Consider the following 20,501-nt stretch of genomic DNA (forward strand, 5'->3'; position numbering starts at 1 on the left):
ATCTGTTTTGTGGCAGAACGGAACCCTCAAAGCCGAGTTTTCATAGAACTTTTTACACTACCCCTTGGATCAAGGGCATCCTGCAATCCATCACCCAACACATTAAATGCAAACATCGTTAAGGAAATGAAAAAGGCCGGGAAAAATAGCCGCCACCAATGACCGGAAAGAATCGTCGACAAACCGTTATCCGCCATTACTCCCCAACTGGCATGTGGTGCCTGGATGCCCAATCCGAGAAAGCTTAAGAAAGCTTCAGCAAAAATAGCCGATGGAACGGTTAACGTCATTTGCACGATAATCGGGCCCATTGTATTAGGGAGAAGATTCTTGCGGATAATCCTTGGTGTCTTTGTCCCAAAAGTTTTAGAAGCTAAAATGAATTCATAATTTTTGATTTGCAGCACCTGCCCCCTGACAATTCTCGCCATGCCGATCCACCCCGTCACAGTTAAAGCAACAATGATCGTCGATAAACCAGGACCCATTACCACCATTAAAAGGATCACAACCAATAAATACGGGAGACCATATAAAATTTCGATAACCCGCATCATTACTTGGTCCGTTCTGCCGCCTTTATAGCCGGCAATGCCCCCATATATAACGCCTACCACAAAATCAATCAACGCGGCAACTACCCCGACAAATAAAGAGATTCTTGCCCCATACCATGTTCTTGTAAAAACGTCGCGGCCAAGTTCGTCAGTTCCAAACCAATAAGTAGAGGAGGGGGGAAGATTTTGCTGGCTAAGATCATTGTCAATGCTATGCAGTGAAATCGCCGGGCCGAAAATGGACATAAAGGTTATAAGCACTAAAAAGAATAACCCGCTCATCGCCAGCTTATTTTTGCGCAGTCGGCGCCATGCGTCCTGCCAATACGATTGGCTCGGCCTTGTAACCGCTTCTGCCTCTTTTTCATTCTTCACTTTTCGTACAAACCATTCGTCAGGGACTTGTGGCGAGATATTCGGTTCATGTTGTTTACGAAGCTCCACTATCTTCCCTCCTTTTTATGCAGCTTAATGCGCGGATCCAAAACGCCATACGCCAGGTCAACGAGAAAAAGCATGAATATTAAAATCGCACTGTAAAACACGGTTGTACCCATAATAACCGGATAATCCCGATTTCCGATGCTTTCAATAAAATATTTGCCCATTCCCGGTATCGCGAATATCTTTTCAATAACAAAGGTACCGGTTAGAATGCTTGCAGCAAGCGATCCAAGCACGGTCACGACAGGAAGAAGAGCATTTCTCAATGCATGCTTTATGACAATTTTGACAGGAGAAAGGCCTTTTGCCCGGGCTGTGCGGATGTAATCCTGGGTCAACACCTCAAGCATGCTTGAGCGTGTTAACCTTGCAATCAGTGCCATCGGCCCTGTTGCAAGTGCCAGCGTCGGTAAAATCATATGCCGAATGCTTGACCAGGTTGCCACCGGCAGGATTCCCCAATTTACGGCCACTTGCTGGATTAACAGCGTCGCCATCACAAAGTTTGGAACTGAAATTCCAAATACAGCAATCGTCATCGCTGCATAATCGATAATACCGTTATGGCGAAGAGCCGCTACAATTCCAAGGCTGATGCCGGAAACAATGGCAACAATCAGAGTGACCATGCCCAACTCAAAGGAGACCGGGAATCCTCTCCCGAGCAGTTCATTCACTGTCTGTGATGAATGACTAATCGAAGGCCCAAAGTCAAAGGTGATCAGAGCTTTTAAATACATCAAATACTGAACCGGAAGCGATTCATCGAGGTGATAATGCGCCGCAAGATTCCGCTGGATCGCTTCATTTGTCGTCCGCTCATCGGTGAAAGGAGAGCCAGGGATCGCATGCATCAGGAAGAAGGTTAATGTAATAATGACCCATAAGGTAACAAGCATGGAAAGCAGTCTTTTTAGAAGATATGTATGCATCGTTTCACACTTCCTAACAGAATGTGGTTCTCATCGCTAATTCAGTCATGACAAGCATCGCTTGGTAGGCTTCGAGAATGTTCTTTGCTTGAAAACGGACAATCGTAGTACCTTCCTCGATTTCGGTTCCAGGCATCAGGTTTGCCCATTCTGCCTGTCCGTAATTGGCAAATTCAATTCGCAACAGGGGATTTTCCGGCGGAGTCAGCGGCTTCACTTTATCTTTGTTTTCCAATGCAAAAACCGTTTTTTCCTGAAGCAGCTCACCTGCTTTTTCCGGTGTTAATGTAAGCGCTGCAGAGCGAGAAATCTGCTGTTTCACCGCTGCAGTCGTTACATTTGGAATCAATTCTTCTGCTTCAAGCGCAGCCCGGTCATCACCTGCAACAAGCAGCACTGGTACGCCAAAATAGCCGGCCACGTATGCATTAAAGCCCAGTTCTCCGATTGCGATGTCATTTATGTACATATGGCGAACTCCAAAGATCATCGAGTGGGACATCACTCCTTTCAACGAAGCTCTTGCATGGTAGCCGACAAACATAGCTCCCGTATAGGTGTCGTCCAATCCTTGGACCATTGATAACGGCTTTACATCTCCGCTGATTAACTGAGTGTCGCGGTGCAGCTTTTCTACTAAAAGATTATTCATTTTTGAATGACTGTCGTTTACAATGACTTCCGAGCAGCCGTTGTTAAATGCTGTGGTGATCACATGATTCGCCTCGGCGGTCATAATCTCGCGCCCGCGCCCATAATTGTGTTTGGAAGAATCGACATGTGTATGGTCAACTAGACCAGAAATACCCTCCATATCAACAGATACATATAGTTTCATTCTTTTTGCCTCCTTTCAGCTTGAATTATAATTATCTTAATATTATAAATTATAGAACTACTTTAAGCAATTCTTTCGACAATAAAAATAGCGTTGGCGATTGATAGCTTTTCAGAGTTATTTTTTGAATGATTGCTTTGTTTAGCAGTCTATTTCCCTATCCGCTTATCATTTGGGTGATTCTTTTTCATGCTTGTCTTCTTTGTCAAAAAAAAACACGGTCGATACCCCGCGTTAAAAAAAGCAAAAATTTTTTTATGATGTTTTCTGATTATACGGTTTTGTTCCATGGATTTAGGATTTTGCAGTCATCTTTCCGCATCAGTCAAAAAATTCCCGATAAAGCGCCTGAACTGCCCGTGCTTCTTCTGCTTCTTTTACACCAAACATCATGCTTACTTCTGATGAGCCCTGGTTAATCATCTCGATATTGATGCCCGCTCTGGCTAGTGCCGTCGATGCCCTCGCCATCGTCCCCACATTATGGCGCATTCCTTCCCCGACGATCATCACTAGTGCCAGATTGCGTTCAATCTTTACTTCATCAGCATGGAGCTCTTCGTAGATTCGGTCGATGATTTGCTGTTCGAGTTCTTCATTGATTTGCGACTGCCTGATGATAATTGATATGTCGTCAATACCCGAAGGCGTATGTTCATATGATAATCCCAATTCAACTAAAATTTGCAGAAGCGTTCGACCGAAGCCGACCTCCCGGTTCATTAAGTATTTGCTTACATAAACGCTGCAAAAACCTTGATCACTGGCAATACCAATTACCGGGCCATTGACGGCTTTTCGTTCGTTCATTACCTTTGTTCCCGGTGCATTTGGATTGTTCGTATTTTTAATATGAACTGGAATTCCTGCCTTAAAAGCAGGGATCAGCGCTTCATCATGAAATACGGAAAATCCAGCATATGAAAGCTCCCGCATTTCCCTGTAGGTGAGTTCCTTGATTTCTTTAGGATCATCAACAACATTCGGATTCACTGAATAGACGGCATCGACGTCAGTAAAATTTTCGTATAAGGAAGCCTTTATCCCGTTTGCAAGAATTGAGCCGGTAATATCCGAGCCGCTGCGTGAAAAAGTCAGGACCTTTCCATTCTCTGTGTAGCCAAAAAAGCCGGGGACGATTAAAATTCCCGATCGACTGCGCAGGGAAAAAAGATGATCGTATGCCTCAGGCAAAATCCGTGCGTTCCCGGGCTCATCCGTTACGATCATTCCGGCTTCACCGGGATTCACATAATGTGCTTCGACTCCCTGAGCTTGAAAATAGGCAGCAATGAGTTTGGCCAGATTATCTTCGCCACTTGCTTTTACCGCATCAAGGTAATGGTCTGGACTGCTTTTATCACCATTGATGACGTTAAGCAAATCGTCATGAATTCTTGAGATTATCCCCTCGGGCAGCTTTAGTTGTTTGGCAATCAAAATATATCGATCTAAAACACTATGAAATAAATCTCCTGCATCACCGAGCCGCAGCGCTCTGTCGGCACAGTCAATCAATAAATCGGTCACTTTCAAATCGTCAGGATTGCGTTTACCGGGTGCGGAAACGACGACCACCTTGCGCTCTGGATCGGAAACAATGATGCGGAACACCTTTTCAATCTGCTCTCCCGAAGCAAGTGAGCTTCCGCCAAACTTCACAACCTTCATTGCACGACATCTCCTGCTCTTTTAAAAAATTTATCTTTATTATTACTCTAAAAGCAGCAAAGACGCAAGTAGTTTTTCCTTCTCATAAGTACAAATGTATTTTTAAGAAGGACTTTTTTAAACGATATGAACCAGAAAATTATCACACTGAAACCAGTAAATTTCATAATTGAATTAAAGGTTACGACTAACCTTTTTATATGTAGTAAAGTTCGCCTGGAATATATGTTACCCTGGCTTTAAAAAATTGCATAAAAAAAACCCTTAATAAGGGCATGTCAATGGAAAGGCACATTTTCCGATTGGCGTTGTCTTTGATTGTAATACCAAATTTTAATTTGGGTGAGGATCGCAAAGACGAAGAAAATGTTCATAGCCCACACACTTGTAAAAGGGCCAAGGCCACCGTAATCAATCGTGTGATAATTTTTCAGCTCCATGACAATCATTGTTTCAATCATAAACAAGACAAATCCCAAGATGCTTGCAACTGCTAAGCGTAACATCCAATTCCTCCCTTTATTTCGAAAATTCTGTGACAATTTTATTGTAATTCAGATATTAGTCACTAAGCAACACTAATTGCTTGTTTTTTCTATAAAAATAGAAAAAAGCCAGCTTGCATGAACCAGCTGACTGTCTTATTTAGACACCCCGTTTATTTCCCCAAATATAGGTATGCAATTGCGGAAGTACCTTCACGTTCTTTAAATCCTGGTCGTTCATAACCTTATCGATTAATAGCTGATATTTCTCCAGCAGATTAAGGATTAACTTTCCATCATCTTTCGTTGTGGTATCCTCATTCCCGACCTGTAAAAAAAACGGAACTTCAGGGTAGCGGAAATGCAGGCTGCGTGCATAATCATAATCATCATCTGTAAAAACCACAACTTTCAAACTTATATTTTTGTTTAGCGGTCTTTGCTCAAGATTAGTGATGATCATATCAAGGGCACCAAAATCAGTGACCATTCCGGAACTTGGCGGTTTTGGAGATAACGTCAATTCATCAATCTCATAAAACCAGTCCTGCCATCTGCTCCCTTGCGTTTCAAGACAAACTTTTATTTGATTTTGTTGTAACAGCTCAATCAAGCTGCCCATGTTTTTCAGCAAAGCCGGATTGCCGCCCGAAATCGTCACAAACGAAAAGCCGTCTCCGCCGATCCTTCTTAACTCTGCCAAAATTTCTTCTGCACTCATTTGCTTAATCAGTTCTTTCCCAGTTCCATCCCATGTAAATGATGAGTCACACCAGGAGCAGGAATAATCACAGCCAGCAGTCCTCACAAACATCGTCTTTTGGCCGATCACCATTCCCTCACCTTGAATGGTCGGTCCGAACACCTCCATAACAGGAATTTTACTCAACTTCCATCCACTCCCTTCGCGCTTCGGCATAGCTGGTCGGAGTTTCATAAAGCCGGACAAATTCAACTCGTGCCCCATCATATTTTTGCTGTCTGTCCTGCCGCTTAAGAGCTTCTGCCATTTGTTCATAAATCCAGACAACGATGTTTTCAGCCGTCGTATTCATTGGCGGGAGCGTTTCGTTTAAATACTTATGGTCTAGATGAATTTCAATCTCGTTTTTCCAAATTTCCTTAATATCAGCAAAATCGATCAGCAAACCCCTATGATCAACGAATCCGCTCAGCCCGAAGATGACCTTGTATGTGTGGCCGTGCAGATTTTTACATTTCCCTTCATAACAATGCAAATGATGGGCAGCATCAAAGGTAAATTCCTTGCTGACAAGGACGCGTTTAGCATGGTATTTCAACTGGTCTCTGTTAATATCTTCATCGATCTTTTGGAGTTTATCGACAATCCGAAATCCGTACATTGTTTTTAAAACTCCTTCCGGTTTTTCATATATTCATCAAGGCCTTTTTGTCTCAGCTTGCATGCAGGACATTCCCCGCATCCAGAGGCAACCACGCCGTTATAGCAGGTTAATGTTTTTTCACGGACGAATTCAAATGCATTGAGCTCATCAGCCAGTTTCCATGTCTCGGCTTTATCGAGCCACATTAAGGGAGTGTGAATCACAAACTCGGCATTCATCGCCAGGTTCAGCGTTACATTAAGCGATTGTATGAACACATTCCGGCAATCAGGGTAACCGCTAAAGTCTGTTTCGCACACACCGGTAACAATATGCTTTGCGCCAATTTGCCTTGCTAAAACTCCGGCAAAAGACAGAAACAAGAGGTTTCTGCCCGGAACGAACGTTGATGGCAGTTCTCCTTCTGCCCCTTCTTCAACTTCAATTTCACTTCTAGTTAATGCATTTGGTGCTAATTGATTCAACAATGACATATCAAGAATATGGTGAGTGATCCCGAGTTCTTTCGTAATCTCTTTCGCACAATCAATTTCATTGCTATGTCGTTGATTGTAATCAAATGTAACAGCCTCCACTTCAGCAAACTGTTCCAGTGCCCAGAACAAGCAAGTCGTGCTGTCCTGGCCACCGCTAAAAACAATTACTGCTTTATCTTTTTTCACTTATTCATTCTCCTTAAATAGAAAAAACAGCACCACTAAGAAAGCAGTCCTGTTTCTCTTAGTTTTTTTAAGAGGGTAGCTAGAACCTCTACCGTATCATAACGGATTTTTATTTAGCTATTGCTATTCTAGCATAGTTTGAACTCAAATTGGAATGATAAAAGCGCAGAAGATCTAAGATTGAATGTTATTGCGAACATATTTAGAAAAAGTTAAGTACCACCATTATATTAAGTATGACTAATCTATATTCTAATAAGATCGATTTTTGATAACATAAATTTCCTGGTAAATGTCGGAAATTTTTCGATCAAAATAATGGATATCTTCTTCTGTGCCATCAGTTCTTGTTAATTGTGTGTTTTCTCCGTTAAGTTTGTTCACATCCATTGTGAAACTTTCAAAGCTTAGCGTCTGTTTCATCATGACGATGATGAGGTTGCCCGAGTTCATCAGTAGGAAGATATTATTATAACATTTCGCTCATTCGAAAGTTGCATTTTTTCATATAAAAGCCCATCCATTACAAATCGGGAATAGCTATTGTTTGTAAAAAATGAGGACCAATTTTTATTTTTCGGGACTTACATAGCCCAATGCCTGCTGCAATCGTTGTTCAGCATCTGTGTCCAGTTTGAATTGCTGGTTCTCAAGCCGTTCTACCTGGGTGTCTAGAATATAGGCTCCAGCTAGCAGGGTAGTTGCTCCTAATGCTGCTAATACAGGTTTTAACGCGTAATCAATCATTAATAAGTGGCCAAATGTTCCTCCTAAAACGAGCGGCAGCACTGTCTTATCGACAAGCCCTTTTTGTGGGAGCAGATCGAGATACGTTTTTAAGACTCCTGTGAAGGAAGCTTTATAAACAGGAGTCAAAATAATAACGATTTCTGCCTCTTCTACCTTCGCGTTTGCCATGATAATATCAGGACTGTCATACTTCCCATAAATTAAATCGGCAGGCGGTAAATCGCGAACATTTATTGTATCGAAGGTAATCCCTTCAGAATTTAAATAGTTCTCTACAAAATCGGAAATACCATTAAGGCGGGAATTTTCTGATGTTCCTCCCGAAATAATCACTGCTTTTGCCATACTTTCCACACTCCAGCTGTTTTTTATCGAAGACTGTTGATGGATCGATCTAAGGATCCTTCATGAATAGTACCGCGGTATATTTTTCAACATGAATATTAGCGGGTCTTCGATTCAATTTTTTTGCTCAGTTTCGTTCCTTCTATTTTCACCATTTTTTTTGCTGAATTGCAAGCGATTAGGATTATGAACGAATTTAGTCGATACTTTGATTTAGCTTAATTAGATATAATGAATATTTGTTTACATAATAATGTTATTGAATACCAGATACTTATGTAGCAGTTTAAAGATGCATCACTAATCCAGGTGCCTGCCTTTTGAGCAGTTTGCGAAATGCACCGCCTGCATGCTGTTCTTTTTTATAAAATTTTAACATATGAATGTGAGTCCGCGATGAAAAAAACTGGCCACAAACTTGAAAAGAATATAATAAAAGCATACAGTTTTTCCTGTATGCCCGGGTCATCATCACTTATAAATCTTGACACGTTCTTCCAACGGTTGAAAATCCTTATCGCCTGCGGGTACTGTAACTGCACCAAATGGCATTTGCGCCGTGATTTCCAGGTCTCCGGAATGTTCCACTGTACGCGGACTTGGTTGTCGATCAACGGATTATAGTGCTGCAGTGATGCTCCCAATCCTTCAATGTCCAATGCCGTCCAGATCAATTCTTCCCTCTGAAATGTCGACGTTCTTGCTGATTCCATATATTGACCGTCGCTCTTTTACTGCTTCATAAAAATCTTTAGCCATGATTGCATCTCTCCATATTATGTTTTTCCACCTTTTAGTCTGGTCATGATTTCACTGTTTATCCCTTGTAGTGAGGGTTCTTTTCACATTAAATAATTAACTTTTTTAAAACCAAAAAGCTCATTTAGTCAAACAGGGCTTTTATAAAATGAAATATGTTTGTTAAAATAATGAAGTCATGGGGAGGTTTTCATGTATAAAAAGTATGTTTTAGCATTATTAACTACATTCACTTTTCTTTTCATTACCGGTTGTTCCGCAGAAAATTCCAATACTGACCATCCCGGAACGTTCGAGAATGCAGATCCCACAGAAAATGTCGGAACAGATCGTATATCGAAACGAGAACAAGTTGAAACTGAAGCAGCTCAGTCCGCTAGCAGTGCAAATAACAGTGGATTATTAGCTGTTGAGCTGCCCGAGCTGAAAGTCCATTACATAGATGTTGGCCAGGCTGATTCAACCCTATTGCAATTCTCTGACGGTAGCGAAGATTATACGATTCTGATAGATGCCGGCAATTTTAACCGCACTGATGTGATTCACTACTTGAAGTCACTTGGAGTAAACCAAATCGACATTGCGATCGGTACGCATCCTGATGCCGATCATATTGGGCAGCTTGATGACGTCGTAACCGGCTTCAAAGTTGGTGAGGTGTGGCTGTCAGGAAATACGAGCACTTCAGAAACCTACCAGCGACTGCTGGCTGCAATCGATTCATCCGGTGCAGATTATTATGAACCAAGAATGGGCGATCAATTCGAAATCGGACCGTTGAACGTCGAGGTTTTATATCCGAAAACCATTACCGGCAAGACGAATGAGGAATCTATCTCTTTAAGGCTGACCTATGGTGAAGTTCGCTTCGTATTTACAGGAGATGCAGCTGTTGAAAATGAACAGGAAATGCTCTCCAGTGGGATGGACTTATCAGCAGATATCCTTCATCTCGGGCACCATGGATCTTCCACTTCGACAAGCGCGGCGTTTGTAGATGCGGTCAATCCAAAACTGGCAATTTACAGTGCTGGAGATGACAATCCGTACGGGCATCCACACGAAGAAGTTGTCAATTTACTCAAAAATGCCGGGATTCAATTATATGGTACCGATATCCATGGAACGATAGTCGTTTCGACAACTGGCACTGATTATAAAATCAACACAAAAAAAGCGGGGATAGTCACAGAATCAACTGACTCTGGTGCCAATCCAGCAACAGAGACGGCAGCAAGCAACAGTAACTGCGTAGATATCAACAAGGCAGCTCCTGGTCAGCTGCAAGAAATTATTCATATTGGGCCTGCCCGGGCGGTTGAATTGCAAAGCTTGCGGCCGTTTAACTCTGTTGATGATTTACGCAATATCAACGGAATCGGAGCTTCAAGAATCGCAGATATCAAGAAGCAAGGACTGGCCTGTACAGGAGGTTAACAAATGAAAGGCTACTTGGACAGAATCGAGGAAAACCAATATGCGGTCATTTTAGTAGAAGCCGTTAACAAGGAATTCATTATTCACAAAGAAAAGCTGCCTGCTGGAAGCTCCGTTCATTCATGGTTTGACGTCACCTTGGAAGACGGACACATTACGGGCTTAACCTTAAACGAGGAAGCGACCGCATCCTCAGAGCAGAAAGTGGACAATTTGACGCAAAAGCTTCGCAACAAAAGCAGAAGCAAATTTAAGAAAAATTAGACAAGCGAAAAGGAACAGCCAGTGTGTAAAGCTGGCTGTTTTTATCATTACTCGTCATATGGAAGTTCTTTATCAATCCAATCATAGCCAGGTATCATTTCCGATACCGGTACAATTTCGGATTCGCTTTGATAAATTGGAATATATTCTTTTAAAACCCTGTATAGCTTCGTCCCTGTTATACCAACATGGCCGATCGCAATTAACTGTTGCTGCTCGTCCAACCTTTTAGCCACTTTATTTGCCTGCTTTGCGATATGGCGGGTGGTATAAATATCATCAAAAAAAATGTTATTTTCCAGATAAGGAATACTCATTTCATCTGCAAGCTTTTTGATCACTTTCTTGCCGGTTGTCTTACTGTCGAGGTAATACAGTCCGTGTTCCTTGCAAACCTCTAAAACAATTCCCATCACCCGCTCGTCACCTGCTGCCTTTGACCCCATATGGTGGTTCATCCCTATAGCGCCTGGAACATTTTCAATCGCTGCTTCAACCCGCTTACGAATTTCCTGATCGCTTAAATTGGTCGTGATCGCACCCGGTCCGAGCCAGCTCTTCTTGCCGCGCCTCGGTTCCATCGGCAAATGAACAATCACTTCATGGCCATACTGTTTTGCCATTTTTGCATCCTCGGCTGTAGTCGGAAGAAACGGCATCACCGCAACCGTTAAGGTAACTGGAAGCTTCATAATATCCTCCGTTCCTTTCATGTTGTTTCCAAGATCATCAATCACAATCGCCAATTTGTTTTCCTCTGCAACAAGCTCCTCTTTATGTAGTTCAGTCGCTGCAGAATTGATATATGGTACGAAGAGAAGAATAGAAACAAATAAGGCCTTCATACGACCACTCCTTTTTTTTAGCTTATCCAAACTTTTTTTGCAATATTATTAGTGGAATGAATTTCATAAAGCCAATTCTTTGAATTGAAAAACGAACAGTCATTTAGTATTATTTATTTCCCATGACATAATTTACTAATAAAATTCATTCGTTTTTCGGTTTAGCTATAACATTGTGAAATAGACTGAGGTGGCAAAATGATATAAGAAAAACGCCATAAACTATTGATGAGTTCAGGCGTTTAATCTTCACAATTCCATATTCTATTTCAAAAAACTTTTTATTCTCCTTGCTGTTCGTCTTTTCTTTGAACGATATCAATATTTCTGTGACTACCATTTTCAACAAAATGCTTAAGCATTGATAGCTTGTTGTCCCAAAACTGCTCATAAAAGGACAGCCAATCTTTTAATTCGGTTAGTGGTTCGGCATGAAGACTGTATCTTTTCTCTCTGCCAGCTTTCCGTCCGCGTACAAGATCTGCTTCTGCAAGAATTGACAAATGCTTCGCAACCGCAGTACGACTGATCGGAAAGTGGCTGCTAATTTCTGAAATAGGCAATTCTTTTTCAGCCAGCAATTTTAACAGTTTTCTTCTGTTTGGATCAGCAATCGCCTGAAAAACATCATGTTTGGCTGCTGATGTCATATTAGGCCTCGACTACGTTACGGAGTTTTTCATTGACAAGCGGCTCCCAACCATTCTTCATCCTATTGCGAATCACAGCAAATGTTTCCTGTGCCCCTGGTACCAACTGATCAGGCTTACCCCATCCTGCATGAATAAGAGTGAATTCCGTTTTATCTTCCAAATCTTTGAGTTCAAATGTGACAACCCAGCCGAACACATCCCATGAAAACACGAGACGCTTCGGAGGATCCAACTCTAATACTTTGCAGGGTGATGGTCCAAATGGTGACTGTAAATGAAAATCATGACCGATTTTTGGCTCGAAATTATTTGGCATGAACCATGTCGCAATCCCCTCTGAAGTTGCAACTGCATCCCATACTTTTTGTATAGGCGCATTAAAAATAACCGTTTTTTTGATATCTGGCAAAGTCGCTGTATTGTTTTCCTGCATGATAATCCTCCATATGCGAAAATATAAAACCATTTGGTTGCACATAAGATTATATACAACCATTTGGTTTCATGTCAACATTCAAATTTTAAATTAGAAAATGTGATGAATTTTTTTGTTGACATAGATTGCAGTTTCATTTTATAATTTATCTCGAAGTAAATTATCTCGAATTCAAAGTAATTTCGAATTAAAATTGTGGAGGAATGGTAAAATGACTAGAACAAAATGGGCAGTTGACCCTACACACAGCAGTATTGATTTTTCTGTAAAGCATATGATGATTGCAAGAGTAAAGGGTACATTTCATCAATTTGAAGCTACTATTGATGCAGATCCGGCTGACTTAACAACAGCTGATATTGCATTCAGTGTAGATGTAACCAGCATAGATACACGTAATGCTGACCGTGATAACCACCTTCGGACTGCAGACTTTTTCGATGTAGAAAAGAATCCGAAGATTACGTTTGAATCTACAAGCATTGTGAAAACAGACGATGATCAGTACGATGTGACTGGTGACGTGACAATTGCGGGCACTACTCGCTCTGAGACATTCGCCGTTACTTTTGAAGGCCAGGGAAAAGACCCTTGGGGCAATGAAAAGGTTGGATTCAGTGGCGAAGGCAAAATTAACCGCAGTGACTATGGCCTTACTTACAATGCGGCACTAGAAACTGGCGGCGTCCTGATTGGCGACCAAATCAAAATCTCACTTGTTATTGAAGCCGCTGCACAAGCATAATCAGCTTAGTTGTGTAGTAAAAAGAAAACAGCCGCAATCTGACGAAACCAGTCGGGATTGCGGCTGTTTTTAATAATTTTTACAGCAATTATTATTCTATGAGCTTCGCCTGGAATTGCTCATAAATCCGTGTCGTAATTTCCCCCGGCTCCCCTGTCCCAATTGCCTGTCCGTCGATTTTTACGATTGGAAGGACTTCTGAGGTTGTGCTTGTAATGAATACTTCATCTGCTTGGGTTAATTTTCCCGGAGCAAAATGTTCTTCATTAAATGGTATGTAGAGAGCTTTTGAAATTTCTTTTACAACGATGCGGGTAATCCCTGGCAAAATGTGCCGAGTGAGCGGTGCTGTATAAATATTTTGATCCTTCACGTAAAAAACGTTCGAGCTTGTTCCTTCAGTAACGACTCCATCTCTTACTAAAATCGCTTCGAAGCAGTCTGCTTCTGAAGCAATTTGCTTAGCTAATATATTCGGCAGTAAATTTAACGATTTTATGTAACAATTGGACCATCTTTCGTCCTCGAGGATGATCGCATTAGCGCCTTTTTCTCTCATTTCGATTGGCAATGCTTTAGCCGGCCTTATCGTCATCGAAATAGAAACCGGAACATCAGGGAACAGATGGAGCCTTGCGGCAATCCCTCTTGTAACTTGCAGATAAACGCTGCAATCAGCGAGTCCCGCCTTTGTAATTCCTTCGTTTATCAGCGATCGCAATTCTTCAATTCCGTCGGTTAGAGGCAATTTAATCGCCTCTGCACTTTTAATCAGCCTCTGCAAATGCTCATCCATCATAAATGGCTTTCCATTATAAACGCGGATAACTTCATAAACACCATCTCCGAATTGATGTCCTCTTTCATCAATTGGAATCACTGCATCCTCCAAAGAAATAAATTTGCCATTAAAATATCCAATTTCCAAAACTGCAACCCCCTTATCTAATTTTGCTTTCAAAGAACTTCCTAAAATACGGAAACTCTGTCCAGCTTGTAAATACCTAATCTGTATCCGATCATAGCCAGCACCATTGATTGAGCGAAAAAGAATAGCCCCCAAATTTGAGCCGGCTCCCGATAAGATTATTCATTATTCAATCATACAATAGAAAGAACTAATTTGGGTAAAAATTCAGATTTCGACAATAAAGTTGAATATTCATTATGATATAATGAACGGGAAAAAGCATATTTTCTGGGGGGCTCCTGCATGAGCAGAAAGATTATTTTTAATGAACAGGAATGTATCCTGGAGCTTAAAGGACTTTTGAGTTTTTATGCATTAAAACGCAGAGTAGTTATGCCCTATTCATTGATTAAGAATGTTTTTGTTGTATTTTGACGCTCCATTGTGGATGCTGAGGATGCCTGGCACATCGATTTCACCACTCAATATTTATGAAGGAAGCTTCAAATATGCCAACGAGTGGTACTTCCTTTCGTATGAACGCAGGGAACCGCTTATTATCATCGAGATGGACGGCCACGACAAATACAATTATGTGATCTTTGCGATCGAAAATCCGAGTGAGATTGCTGCAGCGATCCGCAGACGTAAACGAAATATAGAAACGGTTTAAAACCGTACCTTAATACTCCTCCCCAAAATGAACGAGACCTACAAAAGCTCACTTTAGCTTCTTGCGATTTTAATTGAATATCTATTTAATTCGCGTCATACTGCGTTTTAAATGTTATCATAAAAATTGAATTTTTAATAAAAATCACGAGAAAAACGGGGGAAGAAAATGATAGCACTTACCAATGTAAGCGGATTTGATGGAACCGGAAAAAACAATTAAGATTGTATTATTCAATCCCTACGGCCGACTCTTGTGTATCTAGAAAACTTCATTCGTTCTTCGGTTTAACTTATTACATTCTGAAATTAACTCAGCTGTATATTTTAATGGCAAACAAAAAAGACCTTCAAACTTTGTGAAGATCATCGGAATATTTCTATATATAAAGTTTGGTATTTATACTCATCTTTGTACACCGAAGGCTGGTCTACTATTTATAAATTCCGCTCGATATCCTGCATCATTTCATCGATTGTTTCTGAAACCTCGTTTGTTTGTCTTGCAATGGAAATACTGAATTCCAGCAACTCTCGATAATGTTCAATTGGAATGGTTGAATTCGATTTCTGATATTCATTCAACTGCAATCCGATATCCTGCAACAGCATTAAAGCTTCCTCTAAAGATCCTTTTTCAATCCCATACATTAAAATGCTCCCCCCCTTTTTCTATATGGTCTATATTATGGGGCAAACAAGCGTATTTTTAAATGGTAAAGTTTTCTTTATAAAGACCGCTATTTTAGATCTTCTCATATTCGAAAAAATTTTTAGTTATACATACCGGTGACAAACTCTCTGACTACAAAATTGAAAAAGTCTCGTTGTTCTAGAAACGGATAGTGATTGCTTTTTCCAAAGATGTACAGGGATTTGTATTTACAAGCTCTTGTTTCCAGGCCTGCATTCCGACCGCCTCCTACCAATTTATTATATCGTAAACAATAAATCATCACCAAATTCGCCGCAGACCCCTTCACCAAAATATGTTGTCCAATCCTGCCTTTCCAAGTTGAAAATTTAATCGTTCCTCATTATAAATTTTGCTGGTTCTGATGAATTCCGTCTTGTTTTGATAGCTTTTGTCGTCTGGCAGGAAATGAGATAGGCCGATAGGGAATATAGTTATAATTAATTTTTCGCACCGAGCACGTATACTCAAAATATATTTTCTGAAAGAAAGGGCTGGCAAAATGGAAAGTCAAGATATAAGAACATATACGATAAAAGAAGTGTCTGAACAAATTCAAATTCCTTCGCGAACGATCAGGCAGTGGGAAAAAGATCTGGACGGATTGCTTGTTATCCCGCGAACAAAACAAGGAGCAAGATATTTCACAGAATACGAAATAGACCTCTTGATCACTGTTAAGCAAATGCAAGAGCAGAACTTGGGCAATGAGCTGATCCGCGGTCTTCTCGAGAGGCATATTCAACAGCTGGACGCCGAGTACAGTACTGAACTGATCGATATCACCACAGATACTGAAACCGTTGAAGTGGATAGAATAGAGTATCAACATGGAGAAACACCTGATTTTACCGAGTTCTTTAATACACTTGAAACATACAAAGATAATCTGTTAATCGAAGTAAAAAATGAGATTCGTAACGGGATTCGTAAAGAAGTGTTGGATGATGTTAAAAAAGAGGTTTCAAAAGCGTCACTGCATACCGTTAAGGCATTATCCGACTCGATCTATAAATCGGCTGAAAAAACGAAAGAAGATATTGACGAGCTCGCCACCAGGATAAACAAAGCTGCCGACGAAACTTCAATGTCTATTGAAACATATTCAAATGACACTTCCGAACAAATTTTAAGTCTATCAAGACGGTTAACCGAAGCATCCGAGGCTTCATCGGAGGAATTCAAAACCTTAGTACATTACATTTCAAATGCAACGGAAGTAACAAACCATGAAATCTCAACACTAGTTGACACATTAAATGAGGACCGTGAATATTACATCGAAACAATTAATCAAGAACGCCAACAATACCGTGCAGAAATTAAGAAAAGAGAAGAAGTGTTTCAGGAACTGGTAGTCAGTTTTCGCAAAGCGGCTGTGGCAGAGCAGAGCAACCCTAAAAAATGGTGGCGTTTTTGGGAAAAGCGATGACCTAAAGAAATGTATTTACATGAGTAAATTTCACAATGTAACAAGCAAAACCGAAAAACGAATGAAATTGTCTAAATTAACAGGAGTATGCCGTAGGAAACGAATAATACTGTCTTAATTATAAATAACCGTTCGTTTTTCAGTTAAAGAATGCTTTTATGAAATTCACTCACATAGAAATAATGTTGTGCCGAGCCGCAATTCGATCTCTTTCAGACTATAGGGTGTATTAATCAGACGTGGAGCAATTGAACTCCACGTCTGTTTTATCTTACATATCTTTATGTATGGATGTCAGCGATAGCGTTCTTCCTTATATGGATTGGCTGTCATCGAGTAACCGAGCTCTTCCCAAAATCCCGCTTCATCGTCTTTCATGAATCGAATGCCTGAAGCCCATTTAGATCCCTTCCATAAATAAAACGATGCCGGCGGGATAAACCTTAACGGATAGCCATGCTTTGGTGAAATATCCTGCCATTCATGATTTTCATCCTTCCAGCGATAAACAAATAAGGCGTCGTCCCCTAACAGGGCTTCGAGCGGCATATTGGCGGAATAGCCAAACCGGTCACCGTTGTAATATCCGTATATTTTTACAAAGCGCGCATCTCTGTTTACTTGTACCAATTTTAGCAGCTCATGTAATGCAATGCCCTCAAAGCTGGTCCCGAATTTCGACCATGTCGTCACGCAATGCATGTCGACCGTTGAGATTGTTTTCGGCAGCTGCATAATCTCAGCATATGAAAGTGAAATATCCTTTTTCACTTCTCCAAACATCCTGAAATCCCATGTTTGCTCATCAAATTGATAAACATCTCCCTGATGGAGAATCGGCCAATTTTCCGTTTCAAACTGGCCGGGGGGAAGAATTTTTCCCATAGTTACTCATTCCTTTCAATTCCGCAATATACTGTCTGGCTTTCCAGCGTTTCTTTTTTAAAATGATAACGATATTGAAGCTGAAATTCAAGAAATTGAACGGACCAACATAATGTGGTGTTTTGTTTTGTCTAAAATTTATATTAACGGTCGGTTGCTCCAAATCCAGAACGTATTATTTTGTGCCGGGAGGACAAATTGATAAAATGTAGATAGGTTTTAGAACCGAATGCTAATAGGAAACAGAAATACTCAAGCTTGAAGAAAGAAGATGAAAAAATGCAAAACACTTCAAAAGATAAAAAACAATTGAGCGACATTCGTTTTTCCGTGCTTGACCTGGCACCGATTGTCAAAGACAGTACGGCTTCTGAATCGCTCCGCAATACACTTGATCTTGCCCGCCATGCGGAAAAATGGGGCTATACCCGGTATTGGCTGGCGGAACACCATAATATGCCCGGCATCGCCAGCTCCGCAACATCTGTTGTTATTGGCCATGTTGCGGCTGGTACTTCAACGATTCGTGTCGGCTCAGGCGGAATCATGCTTCCGAACCATGCTCCACTCATCATCGCTGAGCAATTTGGAACACTTGAATCATTGTTCCCGGGAAGGATTGATCTTGGTTTAGGGCGTGCACCGGGAACAGACCAGCTTACAGCACAGGCCTTAAGAAGAGAACGGAGAAGTGACGGCCATGATTTTCCTGAACAGTTGGAAGAGCTTAGGACATACTTTGACCCATCAATGGCATCTGGAAAAATGCATGTTAGAGCGGTTCCCGGAGAAGGACTGAACATACCGATTTGGCTGCTTGGATCAAGCGGCTTTAGTGCACAGCTTGCCGGCCAGCTCGGTTTACCATTTGCATTTGCAAGCCATTTTTCCCCGGCCCATACAGTACCAGCACTGGATTTATACAGGAGCAGCTTCCGCCCGTCGGATGTGCTTGAGGAACCATACGCAATGGTTGGAGTAAATGTGATTGCAGCAGATAACGAAGAAAAAGCGCGGCGCCTGGCGACTTCGATGCAGCAACAATTCCTTAATTTAATCCGTAACAACCCGGTCCCGCTTCAGCCTCCGGTTGATAATATGGATGACCTGTGGAGCGATTATGAAGAAGCTGCACTTGAGCAGCAGCTCGGCTCTTCGATCATTGGCAACCCGGATACCATTAAAGAAAAGCTGGAAGCATTCCTAAACAAAACCGGTGCAGATGAAATGATGATCAATGCGCAAATCTTTGACCATCAGGACCGCTTGCGTTCTTTCGAAATAGTGTCTGAAGTATTTAAAAAATAACTATAGTTGTTGAAAACACATCGTAATAATTTTAAAAGGAGCTAGACCGTTATTAATGGTCCAGCTCCTTTTTTGAAAGTATAAAAATTTTCCTTTACTTCTGTCACGATGATAAAAAACAATATTCAAGTTCTAAGCCAGGGACTGCTTGTACCGAAAAATAATAAGCTAAGCTGCCAGGAAGCTTTTGAATTTATTAACTCGAGATCGAAAAATTGCCATTTAGCAATTCTAGTTTTTCTGCAATTTTTTCTGCAGCTTTGTCAACATCATCGCCTGGGACATGAAAAAATTCGCCGATATAATCGGTCCGTTTAAACTGATAGCGCGAATCATAATAATAATCAAGGAGAAGCCGAATGATTTCTTGATAATCTTTGTGCTCGGCGTTTTCATGAAGCAAGCGGTTAACTTCGCGGTTTTTCAAGCGCTTCTCGATTTTCATTAGCCCTTCCACTACTTTTTCGTGAAACCAATGCTCGTCCTGAAAAGGAATAACATATTCCTTGTAAATCCTGTCGATCCTGGCTGAATTTGAGGTATCAATATGGATGTGGATACCGTTAATTTTTTTATCCAGCAGCATTTCAGGCTGAAGCGCGCGCCCGATTCGCTTGCTCTCTGCTTCCATAATAAAATAAGGTGAGTCTTTCAGCTTTTCCAAGCCTGCAAACAGAAGGCTGTCAAATGTTTTCTGGTTATGGCCTGTTCCCGTACCTACCTGCCCAAATACTGAACCACGGTGGTCAGCAATCTCTTCTAAGTCGAGAACTGGATAACCTCTGCTTTCAAGAAGCTTTAGGATTTCTGTTTTGCCAGAGCCTGTCATTCCATGCAGAACAACCGCTTTCGGGGGAATAAGTTCGGGCATCCTGTCGAGAATATATTGACGGTAAGCTTTATAACCTCCGATCAGGCGCGTGGCCGGCATTCCAGCGAATTGCAGAAATGTCGCGACAGAACCGCTGCGCATTCCTCCCCGCCAACAATAAACAACTGGCTGAAGTTTTTGCTCCGATAGCTGTCTGATTTCTTTAAGAATCGCTGGAAGCTTTGGGGAAACGATTTCCATGGCCCGCCATTTGGCTGCATTGGCGCCGGCCTGCTTATAAAGCGTTCCAACTTCCTGTCTTTCCGTATTCGTAAACAAAGGAATATTCACTGCACCTGGAACAGAACCTTCTGCAAATTCTAGCGGGGAGCGCACATCCACTAGTATTCCATTTTTCATATGTGAAAATTGTTCGTACGTAACTTCCTTCAAAGTAATGCCTCCATTTATTGCTGTTTTACCGTTTCTATCTATTTTATCATGAACAAACCGCAACTAAAAATGTTCGATACAGCGAGTTTGAGTCAAGCATTTGTTGGCGGAATTTATTTCCACCTAAAACGTGTAAGCGGATTCAT

At 41.2% G+C, this 20,501-nt stretch carries 21 protein-coding genes, 2 pseudogenes and 1 riboswitch; of the genes and pseudogenes, 6 read left to right on the forward strand and 17 right to left on the reverse strand.

All coding sequences use genetic code 11. The annotated features are described in order from the left end of the window. Positions 1-26: 26 nt before the first annotated feature. From CU635_RS21330 to CU635_RS21375, 10 genes and pseudogenes are all read right to left on the reverse strand, one after another. Positions 27-1,001 (reverse strand): ABC transporter permease, encoded by a 975-nt coding sequence (locus CU635_RS21330; RefSeq protein ID WP_101579394.1) that lies wholly within the window; start codon positions 999-1,001, stop codon positions 27-29. Further along, positions 1,001-1,933: an ABC transporter permease gene (locus CU635_RS21335; protein ID WP_101579395.1), complete on the reverse strand. Its 933-nt coding sequence runs from the start codon at positions 1,931-1,933 to the stop codon at positions 1,001-1,003. Before CU635_RS21335 ends, CU635_RS21330 begins: the two co-directional genes overlap by 1 nt. A gap of 13 nt (positions 1,934-1,946) precedes the next feature. Further along, positions 1,947-2,771 carry a M55 family metallopeptidase gene (locus tag CU635_RS21340; RefSeq protein WP_101579396.1) on the reverse strand — a complete coding sequence of 275 codons (825 nt, stop codon included), beginning with the start codon at positions 2,769-2,771 and terminating at the stop codon, positions 1,947-1,949. A gap of 321 nt (positions 2,772-3,092) precedes the next feature. Then, a complete protein-coding gene (locus tag CU635_RS21345) occupies positions 3,093-4,442 on the reverse strand; it encodes an aspartate kinase (protein WP_101579397.1) in 1,350 nt (449 codons plus the stop codon). 278 nt (positions 4,443-4,720) lie between these two features. Beyond that, positions 4,721-4,948, reverse strand: coding sequence for a hypothetical protein (locus CU635_RS21350; RefSeq protein WP_101579398.1), 228 nt, complete (start codon positions 4,946-4,948; stop codon positions 4,721-4,723). 139 nt (positions 4,949-5,087) lie between these two features. After that, positions 5,088-5,816, reverse strand: a complete 729-nt coding sequence (gene queE, locus CU635_RS21355; protein ID WP_101579399.1) for a 7-carboxy-7-deazaguanine synthase QueE — start codon at positions 5,814-5,816, stop codon at positions 5,088-5,090. Next, entirely contained in the window at positions 5,809-6,291 is a 483-nt protein-coding gene (queD, locus tag CU635_RS21360; protein ID WP_101579400.1) for a 6-carboxytetrahydropterin synthase QueD, read from the reverse strand. The genes queE and queD overlap by 8 nt, the downstream gene beginning before the upstream one ends. Positions 6,292-6,296: 5 nt before the next feature. After that, the gene (gene queC, locus CU635_RS21365) at positions 6,297-6,956 is read right to left on the reverse strand and encodes a 7-cyano-7-deazaguanine synthase QueC (protein WP_101579401.1); all 660 of its coding nucleotides are present in this window, start codon (positions 6,954-6,956) and stop codon (positions 6,297-6,299) included. A gap of 52 nt (positions 6,957-7,008) precedes the next feature. Then, positions 7,009-7,051: riboswitch (PreQ1 riboswitch) on the reverse strand. 475 nt (positions 7,052-7,526) lie between these two features. Then, the gene (gene ssuE / locus CU635_RS21370; RefSeq protein WP_101579402.1) at positions 7,527-8,051 is read right to left on the reverse strand and encodes an NADPH-dependent FMN reductase; all 525 of its coding nucleotides are present in this window, start codon (positions 8,049-8,051) and stop codon (positions 7,527-7,529) included. Positions 8,052-8,522: 471 nt separating this feature from the next. After that, positions 8,523-8,722 (reverse strand): annotated as a pseudogene (locus CU635_RS21375) (nitroreductase family protein); the annotation flags it as partial. 280 nt (positions 8,723-9,002) lie between these two features. On the opposite strand from CU635_RS21375, the gene CU635_RS21380 reads away from it, so the two are divergent. Together CU635_RS21380 and CU635_RS21385 are read left to right on the forward strand one after the other, a co-directional pair. After that, positions 9,003-10,247, forward strand: coding sequence for an MBL fold metallo-hydrolase (locus CU635_RS21380; RefSeq protein WP_101579403.1), 1,245 nt, complete (start codon positions 9,003-9,005; stop codon positions 10,245-10,247). A gap of 3 nt (positions 10,248-10,250) precedes the next feature. Next, a complete protein-coding gene (locus CU635_RS21385) occupies positions 10,251-10,511 on the forward strand; it encodes a DUF3006 domain-containing protein (RefSeq protein ID WP_101579404.1) in 261 nt (86 codons plus the stop codon). A gap of 47 nt (positions 10,512-10,558) precedes the next feature. Here the strand turns inward: CU635_RS21385 and CU635_RS21390 are convergent, their stop codons facing one another. From CU635_RS21390 to CU635_RS21400, 3 genes are all read right to left on the reverse strand, one after another. After that, positions 10,559-11,356, reverse strand: a complete 798-nt coding sequence (locus CU635_RS21390) for a divergent polysaccharide deacetylase family protein (RefSeq protein ID WP_101579405.1) — start codon at positions 11,354-11,356, stop codon at positions 10,559-10,561. 281 nt (positions 11,357-11,637) lie between these two features. Beyond that, positions 11,638-12,006 carry an ArsR/SmtB family transcription factor gene (locus CU635_RS21395; RefSeq protein ID WP_101579406.1) on the reverse strand — a complete coding sequence of 123 codons (369 nt, stop codon included), beginning with the start codon at positions 12,004-12,006 and terminating at the stop codon, positions 11,638-11,640. 1 nt (position 12,007) lies between these two features. Continuing rightward, the gene (locus CU635_RS21400) at positions 12,008-12,442 is read right to left on the reverse strand and encodes an SRPBCC family protein (protein ID WP_101579407.1); all 435 of its coding nucleotides are present in this window, start codon (positions 12,440-12,442) and stop codon (positions 12,008-12,010) included. Between the two features lie 214 nt (positions 12,443-12,656). Between CU635_RS21400 and CU635_RS21405 the strand changes: the two genes are divergently transcribed. After that, positions 12,657-13,190, forward strand: a complete 534-nt coding sequence (locus tag CU635_RS21405) for a YceI family protein (protein WP_101579408.1) — start codon at positions 12,657-12,659, stop codon at positions 13,188-13,190. Positions 13,191-13,281: 91 nt separating this feature from the next. On the opposite strand, the gene dat is transcribed toward CU635_RS21405, so the two are convergent. Continuing rightward, a complete protein-coding gene (dat, locus tag CU635_RS21410; protein ID WP_101579414.1) occupies positions 13,282-14,118 on the reverse strand; it encodes a D-amino-acid transaminase in 837 nt (278 codons plus the stop codon). Positions 14,119-14,403: 285 nt separating this feature from the next. Between dat and CU635_RS21415 the strand changes: the two are divergent. Next, positions 14,404-14,773, forward strand: a pseudogene (locus CU635_RS21415) (hypothetical protein). A 437-nt stretch (positions 14,774-15,210) separates the two neighbouring features. Here CU635_RS21415 and CU635_RS21420 read toward each other — a convergent pair. Further along, positions 15,211-15,423, reverse strand: a complete 213-nt coding sequence (locus CU635_RS21420) for a hypothetical protein (RefSeq protein ID WP_101579409.1) — start codon at positions 15,421-15,423, stop codon at positions 15,211-15,213. A 545-nt stretch (positions 15,424-15,968) separates the two neighbouring features. On the opposite strand from CU635_RS21420, the gene CU635_RS21425 reads away from it, so the two are divergent. Further along, complete coding sequence (locus CU635_RS21425) at positions 15,969-16,898, forward strand: MerR family transcriptional regulator (RefSeq protein ID WP_101579410.1); 930 nt, start codon at positions 15,969-15,971, stop codon at positions 16,896-16,898. A gap of 294 nt (positions 16,899-17,192) precedes the next feature. Here the strand turns inward: CU635_RS21425 and CU635_RS21430 are convergent, their stop codons facing one another. Next, positions 17,193-17,783: a molybdopterin-dependent oxidoreductase gene (locus CU635_RS21430; protein WP_101579411.1), complete on the reverse strand. Its 591-nt coding sequence runs from the start codon at positions 17,781-17,783 to the stop codon at positions 17,193-17,195. Positions 17,784-18,062: 279 nt separating this feature from the next. Between CU635_RS21430 and CU635_RS21435 the strand changes: the two genes are divergently transcribed. Continuing rightward, complete coding sequence (locus CU635_RS21435) at positions 18,063-19,091, forward strand: LLM class flavin-dependent oxidoreductase (protein WP_101579412.1); 1,029 nt, start codon at positions 18,063-18,065, stop codon at positions 19,089-19,091. A gap of 196 nt (positions 19,092-19,287) precedes the next feature. Here CU635_RS21435 and mnmH read toward each other — a convergent pair whose 3' ends face one another. Beyond that, on the reverse strand, positions 19,288-20,355 hold the full coding sequence (gene mnmH / locus CU635_RS21440) for a tRNA 2-selenouridine(34) synthase MnmH (protein ID WP_101579413.1): 1,068 nt from the start codon (positions 20,353-20,355) through the stop codon (positions 19,288-19,290). Between the last annotated feature and the right edge of the window lie 146 nt (positions 20,356-20,501).

It is taken from the genome of Bacillus canaveralius (genome assembly GCF_002860125.1).
GTDB lineage: Bacteria > Bacillota > Bacilli > Bacillales > Cytobacillaceae > Bacillus_BJ > Bacillus_BJ canaveralius.

What these genes read in the sequence shown, in the direction of transcription:
- CU635_RS21405 (WP_101579408.1), top strand. Translation starts at nt 12,657, where the DNA reads ATGACTAGAACAAAATGGGCAGTTGACCCTACACACAGCAGTATTGAT.
- CU635_RS21435 (WP_101579412.1), top strand. Translation starts at nt 18,063, where the DNA reads ATGCAAAACACTTCAAAAGATAAAAAACAATTGAGCGACATTCGTTTT.
- CU635_RS21420 (WP_101579409.1), bottom strand. Translation starts at nt 15,423, where the DNA reads ATGTATGGGATTGAAAAAGGATCTTTAGAGGAAGCTTTAATGCTGTTG.
- CU635_RS21430 (WP_101579411.1), bottom strand. Translation starts at nt 17,783, where the DNA reads ATGGGAAAAATTCTTCCCCCCGGCCAGTTTGAAACGGAAAATTGGCCG.
- ssuE (WP_101579402.1), bottom strand. Translation starts at nt 8,051, where the DNA reads ATGGCAAAAGCAGTGATTATTTCGGGAGGAACATCAGAAAATTCCCGC.
- CU635_RS21390 (WP_101579405.1), bottom strand. Translation starts at nt 11,356, where the DNA reads ATGAAGGCCTTATTTGTTTCTATTCTTCTCTTCGTACCATATATCAAT.
- CU635_RS21400 (WP_101579407.1), bottom strand. Translation starts at nt 12,442, where the DNA reads ATGCAGGAAAACAATACAGCGACTTTGCCAGATATCAAAAAAACGGTT.
- CU635_RS21335 (WP_101579395.1), bottom strand. Translation starts at nt 1,933, where the DNA reads ATGCATACATATCTTCTAAAAAGACTGCTTTCCATGCTTGTTACCTTA.
- CU635_RS21380 (WP_101579403.1), top strand. Translation starts at nt 9,003, where the DNA reads ATGTATAAAAAGTATGTTTTAGCATTATTAACTACATTCACTTTTCTT.
- queD (WP_101579400.1), bottom strand. Translation starts at nt 6,291, where the DNA reads ATGTACGGATTTCGGATTGTCGATAAACTCCAAAAGATCGATGAAGAT.
- CU635_RS21345 (WP_101579397.1), bottom strand. Translation starts at nt 4,442, where the DNA reads ATGAAGGTTGTGAAGTTTGGCGGAAGCTCACTTGCTTCGGGAGAGCAG.
- CU635_RS21385 (WP_101579404.1), top strand. Translation starts at nt 10,251, where the DNA reads ATGAAAGGCTACTTGGACAGAATCGAGGAAAACCAATATGCGGTCATT.
- CU635_RS21340 (WP_101579396.1), bottom strand. Translation starts at nt 2,771, where the DNA reads ATGAAACTATATGTATCTGTTGATATGGAGGGTATTTCTGGTCTAGTT.
- CU635_RS21350 (WP_101579398.1), bottom strand. Translation starts at nt 4,948, where the DNA reads ATGTTACGCTTAGCAGTTGCAAGCATCTTGGGATTTGTCTTGTTTATG.
- CU635_RS21425 (WP_101579410.1), top strand. Translation starts at nt 15,969, where the DNA reads ATGGAAAGTCAAGATATAAGAACATATACGATAAAAGAAGTGTCTGAA.
- CU635_RS21395 (WP_101579406.1), bottom strand. Translation starts at nt 12,006, where the DNA reads ATGACATCAGCAGCCAAACATGATGTTTTTCAGGCGATTGCTGATCCA.